Below are 13,774 nucleotides of genomic sequence, written 5' to 3'. Positions count from 1 at the left end.
GGGTGAACAACTTTAAACGCTGGCGGCGAGGCCCTTGCGCAGCAGACTTTCAACCACTGCATTGAGGCCGCCTTCGTGGCTTTCGGCCAGGCTGCGCAGTTGTTCGGCGAGTTGGGCATCGAGCTTGACGGCAAAGGGGATGAGGCCCTTGGCCTGGTCGAGCTTGCGCTGTTCCTTGCGGTCGAGGAGCGCGCCCTGGCTGAAACGGTCCGGCGTGCCGGCCTGTTTCATGTTGCGGTCGATCTTGCTGGCAAGGTTTTTGTAGAGATCAGTCTTTTTCATGGGAAATCCCGGGGGCGTGGTGATCTTGTTGAGCATCACTGGGTTGCAGTCGGCCGGCGGCCGACTGACGTGCAGAGAAAGAAATCAGCGCCGCGTCAGCAGCAGGCCGCACTCCAGATGGTGCGTGTAGGGAAACTGGTCAAAAACTGCTGAGGCGCTGATGCTGTGCGTGTCATGCAGGGCGGTGACATTGTCGTGCAAGGTTTGCTGGTTGCAGGAAATGTACAGGATACGGTCGAAGCCGCGGGCCAGTTCGAGGGTGACAGCATCCAGACCACTGCGCGGCGGGTCGACAAAAAGCGTGGCGTGGCGGAACGGAGCCAGGTCGATATCCTTGAGTCGCGTGAATTCTTCGCGGCCTGCCAGGGCATTGCTGAATTCCTCGCTCGACATGCGTGCAATGGCGACGTTTTCGACCTGATTGGCGGCCAGGTTGTACTGGGCGGCATGAACGGACGACTTGCTGACTTCGGTGGCCAGTACCTGATCGAACAGGGGCGACAGGGCAATGGTGAAGTTTCCGTTTCCGCAATACAGTTCGACCAGATTGCCGCCGATACCGGCCGCCTGCTGGCAGGCCCAGCCCAGCATCTGGCGATTGACGCCGCCATTGGGCTGGGTAAAGCTTCCTTCAACCTGCTTGTAGCGCAGCTGGCGACCATTCAGTTCAAATTCTTCGAGGACCCAGTCGCGGCCCAGCACAATCTTCTGGCCACGGCTGCGGCCGATGAGCTGGATGCCGAGTTCGGCGGCCAGTTCGCCGGCGGCGGCTTCCCAGTCGGTATCGAGCTTGCGGTGATAAATCAGGGTGACCAGCATGTCACCGCTCAGGGTGGCCAGGAAATCAGCCTGGAACAGTCGGCGGCGCAGGGTTTCGCTGGTGGCCAGGCGCTCACGCAGGCGCGGCATCAGGGTGCAGATGGACTCAGCGGCGGGGGGAAGGTATCGAGGGTGATCGGCACCTTCGGGTCTTCCGGATCGAACATGGCGTAATCAAGGCGGTCGCCTTCGTGCCAGATCCGGAATTCGGCGCGCAGGCGGTAGTGCAGCGGCGTCGAGGCATGGGCGACAGTGTTGTTGACGCCAAGCGAGGCGAAGGTTTGCTCGAAATGGGCGAGTTTGCTGGCGAGCTGGGTTGGATAGAGGGCTGGGTCGAAGCTGGGAAGGGGCATGATTTTGCGGGAGTTTTGGCGGTACAAGGCCGAATTTCGAGGGGCGGCCGAAGACGAAGGGCGAAATATACGCCGGTATGCCGGGGAGGGGGAATTTTGCGGTTTTTATACGTCGAAATGGCTTTCAGCCGTTAGGCGTCGCAGTCAGGGTGGCTTTTTTAATGTCGTGGCGGTATAAAGTCCGGGTCTGCTGATGAGATAACTATCATTTTTAGGATTGTCATGAACGTCGCTCCCCGGTTTGCCAGATTTTGCTTAGCGCCCATCCTGCTCGTCCTGGCGCTGTTCCTGCCCTTACCGGCAATGGCTAGCGATCACGGCGGTGGTGGCGCGCCCGAGCCTCTGGTATTCACGGTCAATCTCGGGAAAGAAAACTTTTTGCAGTTCGGGTTGATTCTTGAGCCGGCTACACCGGAAGCTGCCGGTTTGATCGCTGCCCACAAGCCGCAGATCCAGCACGAGATCATCCTTTTGCTGTCAGGCAAGGATGCCACCAAGCTGCGCACCCTGGCTGGCAAGAAGGAACTGATCGAGGAATTGGTCGAACTGGCCAACCATGCCATTCACGAAGACGAAAAGACCGGGGTCAAGGAAGCCTTGTTTACCCGTTTCCTGATCCAGTAAGCGGCTTCGGCCTTATCGATGCAGTCGTATTCGCCGGCCATTGAGGCAGCGCTTGATGGCGTGGCCGAGCATCTTCGTCATGCGCGCAGAGTCCTTTTCATCACTGGGGCCGGCATCTCTGCCGATTCCGGATTGCCAACCTATCGTGGCGTCGGTGGTCTCTATGACAGCGAAACCACGGAAGAGGGCTTGCGCATCGAGGATGCATTGTCCGGCGATGTCTTTGCTGTACGGCCTGACATTACGTGGAAGTACCTGATCCAGATCGAGGAGAACTGTCGCGGTGCGAGGCCGAATGCGGCCCACCTGGCCATTGCTCTGCTCGATCAATACCTTGATCGGGTCATGGTGTTTACCCAGAACGTCGATGGTTTGCACCGTCAGGCGGGAAGCCTGGAAATCATTGAAATTCACGGCAATCTGCAGGAACTCGAATGTACCGAATGCAGCCATGAGGAGGCTGCCGCCGACCTCAGTGGCCGCGAGGTGCCGCCGCTGTGTCCCCAATGCGGCGCAGTTCTGCGGCCGAAAGTGGTGCTTTTTGGCGAAGCGTTGCCGGAGGAGCCGCTGGATCGCTTTATCGATGCCTTTCAGGATGGTTTCGACATGGTTTTTACCATTGGGACATCCAGCATCTTTCCCTATATCACGCAGCCGGTCGTTCTGGCTGCCGACAGTGGCATACCGACGGTGGAAATCAATCCGGCCCGTACCATGCTGTCCGATATTGTCGATTACAACCTGCCTCTCGGTGCCGCCGAAGCGATGACGGCAATACTCCACAGACTGGGCCTGGGGCCGCGCCCCGACTGAAATGTCGGGAATATCCAACACTTGTTTTCGTGAATTGGTGCGGTGCACAAAAAGCTGTTGACAAGCGGTTTCGGTTGGCTAGAATGGAGTCATGCTGCAGTGCAACATAAAAGGCTGCGGTAAAAAATTACCCCAACTCCAGGAGAATCAACCATGTTTACCAAGCCCGAAGATTTCGCCAAGTCCGGTATCAATTCCGCCCTGTTCTTCGCCAACACCACCTTTGATGGTATCGAGCGTCTGGCCCTGTTGAACCTGGCCGCTGCCCGTTCCGTTTTCGAAGGCGCCATGGCTAACATCAACGCCCTTCTGGGTGCCAAGGATGTTCAGTCGCTGGTCAGCCTGCAAAAGGGTATGGCTTCCCCGTCCATCGAAAAGGGCATGGAATATTCGCGCAACGTGATCGCCATCGCTGCCGAAACCAAGGACAAGCTGGCCAAGGAAGTCGAAACCAAGGTTGCTGAAAACACCGCCAAGGTTTCCGGTCTGGTTGAAAAGGCCCTCGAATCCGCTCCGGCTGGTTCCGAAGTTGCCGTTGCTGCTGTCAAGACTGCAATCAAGACCGCCAACGAAGCCTACGAAGGCCTCAACAAGGCTGCCAAGCAGGCTGCTGAAGTTGCTGAAGCCAGCGTTGCTGCCGCCACCACCGCCACGATGAAGGCTGCCAACGTCGTCGCCGCACCGAAGGCCAAGAAGGCTGCCTAAGTTAAGCGCCAATCTCCTGGGTTAATCTCCGGTTGAATAAAAAAGCCCCTGAATTCAGGGGCTTTTTGTTTTTTGTTAAAGTAGTTTAATCGATTCCGTGATTGGCTTTGAAGGCTTCGTATTGGGCCCGGGTGACCCGCTTTTTGAGCATCGCATCCCTCAGTACTTCCAGCGCTTTTACCTTCTTGCCGTAGATCATGAACAATTCGGCTTCTTCCAGCGGGTCGTCGTTGGCTGTTTTGCGGGCAGCCGGATGATCGAACACCGAAAAGGCGGACATCGGTAGCGAGTGCGGATTCAGGTTACGACGCCTGGTTTTCTTTTTCTGCTCAAAGCGGGTCGCAAGATACATCCCGATGCTGAAGCATAAGCCCGTGACGACTAAAAATTCGATGACCAGGATCAGGGTACGAGACATCTAAACTCCATGTGTAAAGGCGTCGGGCTGCTGAGTGCACCCGTCGGGCGAGGCAGGCAGCTTCCGGCGCATATTATCCGTCATTTTAGAGTTGCTGCCAGCCCGGAGGTTCGGTCGAATTATTTTCGCGGTGCCTTGAGCGGCTTGCCCTTGCCACCGCGATTGCCGCGACACAGCACCAGCCGTTCGCCCTTGAGCTTGCCGGCGATACCATCAACGACCGGAATGATTTCTTCTAGGGCCGTCTTGCCCGGGTCTGCATCGATCAGCTTGAGGCCACGGCCTTTCGGCAGCAGGCGGATTTCATCGACATTGAAGACCAGCCCTCGGCCGTCTTTGGTCAGGCAGGCAATTTCACCTTCCGGCGCCGGTGCGAAGACGACTGGCAATTCACCTTCCGCCAGGGTCATGAAGGCCTTGCCCGCCTTGCCCCGCGAGAGCATGTCTTCGCCCTTGCAACGGAAGCCGTAACCACCGCTGGCAGCCACCAGATAAAGCGCCTCGTTCTTGATGGCGACAGCCAGGCAGGGCTTGCCGCCATCCTGGAAGTCAGCCAGCGAGGTGGCCGGAATACCGTCGCCCTTGCCGCCGGGGATGTCTGAGGCGGGGATCGAATAGGCACGACCATTGGTATCGAGCAGGATCAGGTTGTCGACTGTCCGGCAGGGCAGGCAGGCGAGCAGGCTGTCACCGGAGCGGAAGCTCAGCTGCGTCGGGTCGATATTGTGGCCCTGACGCGAGCGCAGCCAGCCGTGTTTGGAGACGATCAGGGTGGTCGGCTCGTCAACGATGGAGACGGTCTTGGCATCCGACATGGTGACCTTGGCATCGGCTTCAATGAAGGTGCGGCGGTCGTCGCCGTATTTCTTTGCATCGGCTTCGATTTCAGCCGCCACGCAGCCGCGCAAGGCCTCCTCGGAGTCGAGAAGCTTGTTGAGACCGGCTGCTTCTTCACGCAGCTTGGCCAGTTCTTCGCCAATCTTGATGCCTTCCAGCCTGGCCAGTTGGCGCAGGCGGATTTCGAGAATGTCTTCGGCCTGAATCTCGGATAGCTTGAAATGACTGATCAGGTCGGCCTTGGGGTCATCCGACTCGCGGATGACCTTGATCACCTTGTCGATATCAAGCAGTACCGCCAGCCGGCCTTCGAGGATATGGATGCGTTTTTCAGCGGCGGTCAGGCGATGGCGGGTGCGCCGCTCGACCGTGGCAAGGCGGAAGCGGCACCATTCGGCGATCATGCTGTAGAGCGAGGCCTGGCGCGGCGTGCCATTGACGCCGAGAACGGTCAGGTTGATCGAGGCGTTGGTTTCGAGGCTGGTGTGGGCGAGCAGCATGCGCACCAGATCGTCCTGACCCTGACGCGATGAGGCTGGCTCAATGACGAGGCGAACGGCATGTTCCTTGCCCGATTCGTCGCGCACGCCGCTTTCAGAAATCGATGACAGAAAAGCCGCTTTCAGATTGAGCTGTTCCGGTGTGAACACCTTCTTGCCGGCTTTTTCCTTGGCCACCGGGTTGGAACAGGCCTCGATTTCAGCGAGTACCGTGGCGGTGGAGACGCCCGGTGGCAGTTCGGTGATGACCAGCTTCCACTGCCCACGGGCCAGGTTTTCAATTTTCCACTTGGCGCGCACACGCAGGCTGCCGCGACCGCTGCGGTAAGTCGCGGCAATTTCTTCCGGGGTCGAGATGATCTGTGCGCCGCCCGGGTAATCGGGGCCGGGAATCATGGCCAGTACCTGGTCTTCGCTAAAAGCGGGGTCGCGGATCAGATTGACCGCGGCATTGGCCACTTCGCGCAGGTTGTGGGCGGGAATCTCGGTCGCCATGCCGACGGCGATGCCCGATGCCCCGTTGAGCAGGCAGAAGGGCAGGCGGGCCGGGAGCAGGGCCGGTTCATCGTTGGCCCCGTCGTAGTTGGGCTTCCAGTCCACCGTGCCTTCGTCGAGTTCAGCCAGTAACAGTTCGGCGATGGGGGTGAGGCGGGCTTCGGTATAGCGCATGGCGGCGGCGTTGTCGCCGTCGCGTGAGCCGAAATTCCCTTGGCCGTCGACAATCGGGTAACGCAGGCTCCAGTCCTGAGCCATGCGTACCATCGCGTCATAGACCGAGGAATCACCGTGCGGGTGGTATTTACCGATCACGTCACCGACGACGCGGGCCGATTTGACATGGCGCGGGCTCTTGTACAGCCCCATCCGGTGCATGGCGTAGAGAATCCGGCGCTGCACCGGCTTCTGGCCGTCGGCGGCCGAGGGCAGGGCGCGGCCGGTGACAACACTCATTGCGTATTCGAGATAGCGGCGGGCCGCGTAATCGGCCGGCGACGGGATGTCCGAGGCTGGGCCGCTGGCTGCTGGCGGCAACTCGGGGGGCTCGGCAGCAGACGCCTCGGCAGGCATATCCATCAGAGCGAAAGGCAGTTCCGTAGCGGCTTCGTTGGGCAAGGGGGGCGTGGGTTCGCTGCTCTCGGCTTGCGGAGCGTTCGGGTCGAAAAGATTCAATTGGTCACTCATGGTGGGGCGCTAAAATGACGGGCAGGCGCGATGTTACTTCAAGTCGGTGGTCGGCGTGTCGTGCAGGTGTTCCGCGAGGAAGTCCACGAAGACCCGGATCTTTGGTGGCAAGTGCGTCTGCGGTAGCCACAGGGCGTAGGCGATCTGGCCGAAGGGGCCGACCGGCGTCCATTCCGGGAGGAGCGGTAGGAGTCGGCCATCGGCGATTTCCCGGTCGACGGCGTAGTTCCAGACCAGGCCGATACCCAGGCCAGCGAGCAGCAGGTCGCGCACGACTTCGCTGTTGTTGACCACGACGTTACTCGTCACGCTCACCCGCGCTTCTTCGTCGCCCCGCTGAAATCGCCATTCGTTGCCGAATTCCCGCAGGCCGTAATGCAGGCAGTTGTGGCCGGCCAGGTCGGTGGGGTGTTCGATTTTTCGGCCATTGAGCGCCTCGGCTGTTGAACACAGGCGGTAGCGAACCGGCATCAGGGCCTTGGCGACGACCTGCTCGGGTGGCGTGCGGGTCAGGCGCAAGGCGACGTCGTAGCCTTCATCGACCAGATCGACAAAGCGGTCGAGCAGGGTCAGTTGCAGTTCGATCTCCGGGTAGCGGGCAAGGAATTCCGGGATCAGCGACGCCAGACAGAGCTTGCCGAAGGTGACTGAGGCGGTTACCCGCAAGGTGCCGCGTGGCGCATCGATCAGGCCGGCGGCCAGACGGGCGCTTTGGTCGAGTAGGGCGACGCCCTGCGCCGCCCGTTCGTAAAGCACGCGGCCGGCTTCAGTCAGCGACATGGCGCGTGTCGTGCGCTGCAACAGACGCAGCCCAAGCTGTTGCTCAAGGCGGTTGATGCGCTTGCTGATGGCGGACTTGCTCAGTCCCATGGCCCGCGCCGCTGATGAAAAGCCTTGGCTATCGACGACCTGGACAAATACGGCAAGGTCGGAGAGGTGGTCGAGCGGATTTATTGTTTCCATAGGGCAACAAACTGTTATCGGTAAGACGGATTGTATCGAATAGTCTCCGGTGAAATGATGCAGCCACCACTTCAAACGGAGAAAATCATGCCCCTGATCCACATTATGCTGGCCGGCCCCAGTGTGCCGCCAGTGACGATTGAACGCTTGCAGCAGGAAACAACGCGGCTGATGCAGACCATTCTGCGCAAGGAAGCTGCATTGACGGTGGTCTGCATCAGCCAGTTGCCGGCGGGGGCCTGTGCGGCCAACGGGCTATCGGTCAGTGCCGCCGCCAGTCTGCAGGCGATGATCACTGCCGGCACCAACAGCACGGTGGAGAAGGCTGCATTCGTTGCGGCCGCCAAAGCCATGCTGACCGGTGCCATCGGGCCGAGTGATGCGCCAATGTACGTCATGCTGCACGAGCTACCTGCCGACAGCTGGGGGTACGATGGCGAAACGCAAGCCGCCCGTAAAGCCAATATCCTGATTGGAGATGTCCTATGAATTCCCGCACCCTGCGCCAGATTGTCGGCGCGCCACTCAGCCTGCACAGCGGGGCCACCCTGATCGCCGCCAAAACTGCCGTGGTGCTGATCGATTATCAGAACGAATATCGCCAGGGCCCGCTGGCCTTGCCTGATGAGGCCGCAGCCAGTGCCACAGCCCGCCAGTTGCGTGCCTGGGCCGATCAAGCCGGCGTTGCCGTCATCCACGTGTTGCACCGCGCCCCGGCCGGTGCGCCGATCTTCGCCCCGGATTCAGTCGGCGCCGCCCCCATCGATGGGCTGGTCCCGGCCGCTGGTGAACTTGTCATCCACAAACATTTGCCGTCGGCCTTCTCGGGCACCGGCCTGGCCGACGAACTGCAGGCGCGGGGTATTGAAACCCTCCTGATTGCCGGCTACATGACCCATAACTGTGTCGACTCGACGACCCGTGACGCCTTTCATCGTGGCAGTCGGGTTGCCGTCGTGGCCGATGCCAGCGCCACCCGAGATCTGCCGGGGCCGGATGGCAAAGCGATACCGGCGGCGCAGGTGAACGCGGCCGTACTGGCGGGTCTTGGTGACCGCATTGCTGAAATTGTCGATACCACCTTGCTGGCAACGCTGAATGTCGCCTGACGGCAGCTTGGCAGGTGTGGCGAGTCAAGCTTTAATAATTCTTTACCAAGCCGGTCATTGATTCTCCTTAGTATCGCCTGGTGCTCCGGATTGGCCGGAGCACCAGGCGACAACAAGGAGTTGATATGGGAATTTTCAGCAATATTCTGTCCAAACTCGGTTTTGGCGATGCGCCGCAGGCCGTAATGGCTGAGTCGGCTCCGGTCAGCGCCGCTGCCGCTACCGTGGTCGCCCCGATGGCTATGGGTGTGGTCGATGTCGTGGCGAAACTTGAAGGAATGGCCGCGCAGCATGCCGAAAAGCTCAACTGGAAGACATCGATCGTCGATCTGATGAAGCTGCTCGGGCTGGACAGTAGTCTGGCCGCCCGCAAGGAACTGGCGACTGAACTGGCTTGCCCGGCCGACAGGATGGCCGATTCGGCGCAGATGAACATGTGGCTGCACAAGACCGTGTTACAGAAGCTGGCTGACAACGAGGGCAACATCCCGAAGGAACTGCTCTGAACGTCGGTTGAAATCGTCGCCAAGGCCTTTCTCGCACGGGCCTTTTTGTTTTTGCCGCCTAGTCGGCCTGCTCTTCGTCAAGCAGGCGTTCGCATTCGACCATCAGCGATTCGGCGATTTCCGAGTGGTGGTTGGGGTCGAGCGACTCCATCATTTCGTGGGCGGTGTACATCCCGGCCTCGCGTGACAGGCTGCTTTCGATGTGGCGGGCCAAGTGGTCGCTGAGGGCAGAAAGTTGCCGGCGTTCGTTGAGCGGCAGCTTGTTTTTCGAGCGACTGAGCCAGTCGGCTGCCAGGCTGGCGCCCTGGGCTTCGGTCAGCCATTGGCCATATTCATAAAAAGCGGTCAGTCGCTCGGCGGCGAGGGCAAAGATCAGGGCGACGCGCATGCCGCGCTCGGAGATCGCCGCCGGGGTTGGCTTTTCCCAGTTCATCTCAGACCGTATGCGGCGCCGACAGCGCCCGCGAAATCTTGTGGCGGGCCACCGTCGGGCGCGGCACTTTTTCGCTGAACCAGCTGCGCACGTCGCTATCCAGGCCGATGCCGTGCATGTAGTTGTAGAGCGCCTTGTTCAGCCCCTTGCCGAGGCTGTGGTGGTCGACCCCGGTAGGGTCGATGAACTGGACATCGTTTCTGGCGAACTTGCCGGGGGGCAGCGGCTGCAGCTTGATGCCATATTCCGCCGGATTGATGCCGACCGGCGAATGCACCGTGCACGCGAAGCGGTGGAAGTAACCGGACTGGATGCAGCCTTCGGCAAACAACTGGCGGACATATTCGAGGGCATCGACGGTGTCCTGCACGGTCTGCGTCGGGAATCCATACATCAGGTAGGCGTGAACGAGCACGCCGGCGTCGGTGAAGGCGCGGGTGACACGCGCCACCTGATCGACCGAGACGCCCTTCTTCATCAGTTGCAGCAGGCGGTCGGAGGCGACTTCCAGACCACCGGAAATGGCGATGCAGCCGCTGTCAGCGAGTTGCAGGCAGAGTTCCGGGGTGAAGGATTTTTCGAAACGGATATTGCCCCACCACGAAATGGCCAGATTGCGTCGTTGCAATTCTTCGGCCAGCGCGCGCAATGCTTTGGGCGGGGCGGCTTCGTCCACGAGGTGAAAGCCGGTATGGCCGGTTTCGGCGATGATTTGCTCGATGCGGTCGACCAAAACCTTGGCGCTGGCGGCATCGTAGCGGCCAATGTAGTCGAGGCTGACATCGCAGAAACTGCATTTCTTCCAGTAACAGCCGTGGGCGACGGTGAGTTTGTTCCAGTGCCCATCCGACCACAACCGGTGCATCGGGTTGAGCATGTCGAGCAGGGACAGATAGCGGTCGAGCGGCAGACCATCCCAGGTTGGCGTGCCGACTTCCTCGAAAGGAATATCCGGCTCGCTGGCATTGAAATAACGCACGTTGCCGTCGACGCGGGTGAAGGTGCGAACCAGATTGAGGCGCGGCCGCTCGCCGGCAAGGTGCTCGAACAATGCGAGAAGCGGCTTTTCGCCATCGTCGAGCATGACGTAATCGAAATAGTCGAAAACGCGTGGCTCGGCGAGTTCACGCAACTCGGTATTGACGTAGCCACCGCCGAGGACGGTAATGATCTTCGGATTTGCCGCCTTGATGGTCTGGGCGATGCGGAAAGCGGCATAGACCGAGCCAGGGAAGGGCACGGAAATCAGCACGATGCTCGGGTGGCTCTGGTCAATGGCGGTTCGGGTCAACTGCTGCAGGGTGGTATCGACCAATGTTGGCGGCGCGGCCAGTGCTGTGGCCAGTGGGTTGAAACTGGCCTGGCTCTGGGCCAGCGATTCGGCGTAACGGACGAATTCGAAACGGGTATCGACGGCTTCCCGCAGAACATCGGCGAGATCGTTGAGGTAGAGCGTCGCCAGATGTCGCGCCCGGTCCTGTACGCCGAGCGAACCGAAGGCCCAGGCCAGCGGGTCGCCGCCGTCGTCGTCGAGATAGTTGTCGAGCGAGGCAAAGCGCGGTCCTTCGGGGAGAAAGGCGCGGCTGCAGATGCGGTGGGCAATCGAGCCATCGCGGCCCTGCAGCAAGGCAACTGCCGGGCCGATGCTGGCCTGGTAACGGTCGAATTCGTTGAGAAAAATTTTCAGCGTATTCGAACGCTTCTTGCCAGGAATGGCTTCGGCAGCAGCCTTGATCTTGGGCAGGCCCTCTGGCGAAAGCAATTCGAGCACCAGCGCCAGCGCCAGATCGGTCTGCTCGGCGTGAAAGCCGCGCGAGCGCAGAAAGCCGGTTAGGTAGGCGGTCGCCGGGTAGGGGGTGTTGAGCTGCGTCATCGGCGGGATGACGGCGAGGATGCGGGGGCAGGCGTCGGACATGGTGGGGCGAATGATAGGTCAAGCGGCGCGCTTGTAAAGGGACTGCAATGTTGGCGTGGTCCAATGCACGCCCTTTTATCACCCATACCGCTCCCCGATGCTGCAATTTCACCTTGTTCGCCAGACCATTTCTGTTCTCTTCCTGATGGTCGCCAGTTTGGCCACATTCCTGCCACAAGGCGCATGGGCGGCGGGAAAAGATGGCGGGGCCGGGCAGGTTGCCAGCGATATCGTCAGTGCCGGGCGTCTGCGCATGCAGGCTCAGCGCCTGTCGAAACTCTACCAGCAGGCCGGCATGGGATTGAACGCAGCGGTGGCCCAACAGCAGATTGACGTATCAGTGGCTGACATCAATGCCGAATTGAGCCGTCTCGGCAGCTTCGCCAGAAAAGCCAGCGTTCAGCGCGAACTGGCCCGATGCGACGAGCTTTGGCAGGAAATTCGCACCGCCCTGAAACAGTCACCGGGGCCTGCCAGCAGCGAACGGGTCAACCAACTGGCTGATGAGTTGATGATTCATGCCGGCAAGCTGAGCCTCTTGATTGAAGCCGAGAGCGAAACCTCGGTGGGCCGCCTGATCGATCTTTCGTCGCGCCTGAACATGCTTTCCCAGCGCCTGGCCCGACTCTATCTGGTGGCTCTGGATGGCAGTCGCGCCCAGGGCGTGCTGGTCGACATCGAGCAGGCTCGCAAGGAGTTTTCGACGGGTCTGAATGAACTCGACAGTGCCCGCGAAAATTCCTCAGCCAGTCGCGATGCGGTCGGCCTGGCCAAAAATCAGTGGATATTCTTCGATAGTGCCATTGGCCGGCTGGCGGCCGATGGAAAAGGCAATGGCAAGGCCGTGCAGAATGTCGTGACGAGCAGCGAGCGGATTGCCCAGGTACTCGACCTGGCCAGTGCGCAATACGCGCGCGACTACCTCGAAACTATGCGTCAGGCGCGCTGAAACTGATCAGGTCAACCTCGGCTGCCGCCATGCGAAGCGGGATCAGGGCCTGATAGGCCGCCGAGTTGAACCAGCCATTGGCTGACGCGGCATTGGGAAAACGGATGACGACGGTGTCGCTGTGGCGATGTTCGCCGCCCAGCACCGCCAGCTTTTCACCGCGAAAGACCAGTTCGGCCTGCCACGGGGCCAGCGTTGCCGGCACCTGGCTGCGGTAGCTGGCCCATTGGTCGGCATCCTTGATGGTGATGTGACCGATGACATAGGTGGTGATGCTATCGCTCATCGAATGGGCTTTCTGTGCGATGGATAAAGAAAAACCTGCCGAGGCGGTAGCGCCGTTGGCAGGTTGATGGGGGTAGGTCTTGGATCAGACCAGACCGAGGCTTTCTTCTACGCCCAGATGGACGTTCATGGCCTGAACAGCAGCGCCCGAGGCGCCCTTGCCGAGATTGTCGAGGCGGGCCACCACCAGCATGCGCTCGACATTGCCGAAGACGGCGATATCAACGCGGTTGGTGTCGTTGTTGGCCTCGACATCATAAAAACCGCCAGCCGTGGTGGCGTCGAGATCGACCGGCAGGACGCGGATGAAGGCTTCCTTGGCGTAGTAGTCGGCAATGATCTTCTGGACGTCGACCGGGGTCACGGCACGGGTGAACTGCTGCGGATGCAGATAGGCGGTAACGGCCAGACCCTTGTAGAACGGCCCGACGATGGGCTGGAAGATGGGTGCGACAGTGAGGCCGGTATAAGCCTGCATTTCCGGCAGGTGCTTGTGGGCCAGGCTGAGGGCGTACGGACGCGGCGCATTGATGCGTTCCGGGCTTTCGTAGTGGGCGATCATCGACTTGCCGCCGCCCGAGTAGCCCGTGATCGAATTGGCAGCGATCTGCGTGGCCGACGGCAGCAGGCCGGCGACGACGAGGGGGCGCAAGGCCAGGATGAAGGCGCTGGCATGGCATCCGGGGTTGGCGATGCGCTTGCTGGCGCGGATCCGGGCACGCTGGCCGGGGGCCAGTTCGGGCAGGCCGAAGGTCCAGTCTGGATTGACGCGATGTGCCGTCGAGGCATCGATGATGCAGGTGTTCGGGTTGTCGACGAGGGTTACCGACTCCTTGGCAGCCTCGTCCGGCAGGCACAGGAAGGTGACGTCGGATTCGTTGATCAGCCGTTTGCGTTCGCCCAGATCCTTGCGCTTGTCGGCGTCGATCTTGAGCAGCCTGACATCGCTGCGTTTGGCGAGATATTCGTTGATCTGCAGGCCGGTGGTGCCTTCCTGGCCGTCGACAAAGACTTTGTAGGTCATGGTGAATCCGCTGGAGTGTTTCAAAAATTGAATTTTGGCAGAAATTTGTGATGCTTT

At 60.4% G+C, this 13,774-nt stretch carries 15 protein-coding genes and 1 pseudogene; 7 read left to right on the top strand and 9 right to left on the bottom strand.

The window, feature by feature from the left end; translation table 11 throughout:
- Positions 1–12 precede the first annotated feature (12 nt).
- Together HYN24_RS08090 and trmA are read right to left on the bottom strand one after the other, a co-directional pair.
- Positions 13–282: a hypothetical protein gene (locus HYN24_RS08090; protein WP_117608776.1), complete on the bottom strand. Its 270-nt coding sequence runs from the start codon at positions 280–282 to the stop codon at positions 13–15.
- Positions 283–366: 84 nt separating this feature from the next.
- A pseudogene (gene trmA / locus HYN24_RS08085) lies at positions 367–1,454 on the bottom strand (tRNA (uridine(54)-C5)-methyltransferase TrmA).
- 222 nt (positions 1,455–1,676) lie between these two features.
- Here trmA and fliL point away from each other — a divergent pair.
- The 3 genes from fliL to HYN24_RS08070 all read left to right on the top strand — a co-directional run bounded on the left by fliL (position 1,677) and on the right by HYN24_RS08070 (position 3,596).
- Complete coding sequence (gene fliL / locus HYN24_RS08080) at positions 1,677–2,078, top strand: flagellar basal body-associated protein FliL (protein WP_117608775.1); 402 nt, start codon at positions 1,677–1,679, stop codon at positions 2,076–2,078.
- Positions 2,079–2,096: 18 nt separating this feature from the next.
- Positions 2,097–2,891 (top strand): NAD-dependent deacylase, encoded by a 795-nt coding sequence (locus HYN24_RS08075; RefSeq protein WP_117608774.1) that lies wholly within the window; start codon positions 2,097–2,099, stop codon positions 2,889–2,891.
- Between the two features lie 153 nt (positions 2,892–3,044).
- Positions 3,045–3,596 carry a phasin family protein gene (locus HYN24_RS08070; RefSeq protein ID WP_117608773.1) on the top strand — a complete coding sequence of 184 codons (552 nt, stop codon included), beginning with the start codon at positions 3,045–3,047 and terminating at the stop codon, positions 3,594–3,596.
- A gap of 85 nt (positions 3,597–3,681) precedes the next feature.
- Here HYN24_RS08070 and HYN24_RS08065 read toward each other — a convergent pair whose 3' ends face one another.
- From HYN24_RS08065 to HYN24_RS08055, 3 genes are all read right to left on the bottom strand, one after another.
- A complete protein-coding gene (locus HYN24_RS08065) occupies positions 3,682–4,014 on the bottom strand; it encodes a hypothetical protein (RefSeq protein WP_117608772.1) in 333 nt (110 codons plus the stop codon).
- Between the two features lie 119 nt (positions 4,015–4,133).
- Positions 4,134–6,533 carry a DNA topoisomerase IV subunit A gene (gene parC, locus HYN24_RS08060; protein ID WP_117608771.1) on the bottom strand — a complete coding sequence of 800 codons (2,400 nt, stop codon included), beginning with the start codon at positions 6,531–6,533 and terminating at the stop codon, positions 4,134–4,136.
- A gap of 33 nt (positions 6,534–6,566) precedes the next feature.
- A complete protein-coding gene (locus HYN24_RS08055) occupies positions 6,567–7,496 on the bottom strand; it encodes a LysR family transcriptional regulator (protein ID WP_117608770.1) in 930 nt (309 codons plus the stop codon).
- Positions 7,497–7,583: 87 nt separating this feature from the next.
- On the opposite strand from HYN24_RS08055, the gene HYN24_RS08050 reads away from it, so the two are divergent.
- The 3 genes from HYN24_RS08050 to HYN24_RS08040 all read left to right on the top strand — a co-directional run bounded on the left by HYN24_RS08050 (position 7,584) and on the right by HYN24_RS08040 (position 9,111).
- A complete protein-coding gene (locus HYN24_RS08050) occupies positions 7,584–7,985 on the top strand; it encodes a 4-oxalocrotonate tautomerase (protein WP_117608769.1) in 402 nt (133 codons plus the stop codon).
- Positions 7,982–8,605: a cysteine hydrolase family protein gene (locus HYN24_RS08045; RefSeq protein ID WP_117608768.1), complete on the top strand. Its 624-nt coding sequence runs from the start codon at positions 7,982–7,984 to the stop codon at positions 8,603–8,605. The genes HYN24_RS08050 and HYN24_RS08045 overlap by 4 nt, the downstream gene beginning before the upstream one ends.
- Positions 8,606–8,730: 125 nt before the next feature.
- Positions 8,731–9,111, top strand: coding sequence for a DUF3597 domain-containing protein (locus HYN24_RS08040; RefSeq protein ID WP_117608767.1), 381 nt, complete (start codon positions 8,731–8,733; stop codon positions 9,109–9,111).
- 58 nt (positions 9,112–9,169) lie between these two features.
- Here HYN24_RS08040 and HYN24_RS08035 read toward each other — a convergent pair whose 3' ends face one another.
- Both HYN24_RS08035 and HYN24_RS08030 read right to left on the bottom strand, forming a co-directional pair.
- Positions 9,170–9,544: a hypothetical protein gene (locus HYN24_RS08035; RefSeq protein WP_117608766.1), complete on the bottom strand. Its 375-nt coding sequence runs from the start codon at positions 9,542–9,544 to the stop codon at positions 9,170–9,172.
- Between the two features lies 1 nt (position 9,545).
- Entirely contained in the window at positions 9,546–11,459 is a 1,914-nt protein-coding gene (locus HYN24_RS08030; protein WP_117608765.1) for a radical SAM protein, read from the bottom strand.
- Between the two features lie 97 nt (positions 11,460–11,556).
- Between HYN24_RS08030 and HYN24_RS08025 the strand changes: the two genes are divergently transcribed.
- Positions 11,557–12,408 (top strand): type IV pili methyl-accepting chemotaxis transducer N-terminal domain-containing protein, encoded by an 852-nt coding sequence (locus HYN24_RS08025; RefSeq protein ID WP_117608764.1) that lies wholly within the window; start codon positions 11,557–11,559, stop codon positions 12,406–12,408.
- Here the strand turns inward: HYN24_RS08025 and HYN24_RS08020 are convergent.
- Positions 12,389–12,694, bottom strand: a complete 306-nt coding sequence (locus HYN24_RS08020; protein ID WP_117608763.1) for a DUF1330 domain-containing protein — start codon at positions 12,692–12,694, stop codon at positions 12,389–12,391. The two genes, HYN24_RS08025 and HYN24_RS08020, sit on opposite strands and share 20 nt — an antisense overlap.
- 84 nt (positions 12,695–12,778) lie before the next feature.
- On the bottom strand, positions 12,779–13,717 hold the full coding sequence (gene argC / locus HYN24_RS08015; protein ID WP_117608762.1) for an N-acetyl-gamma-glutamyl-phosphate reductase: 939 nt from the start codon (positions 13,715–13,717) through the stop codon (positions 12,779–12,781).
- Positions 13,718–13,774: the final 57 nt, after the last annotated feature.

Source organism: Dechloromonas sp. HYN0024 (assembly GCF_003441615.1).
GTDB lineage: Bacteria > Pseudomonadota > Gammaproteobacteria > Burkholderiales > Rhodocyclaceae > Azonexus.
The sequence above is the reverse complement of the archived record's forward strand: the minus strand, read 5'-3'. Positions and strand labels throughout refer to the sequence as shown.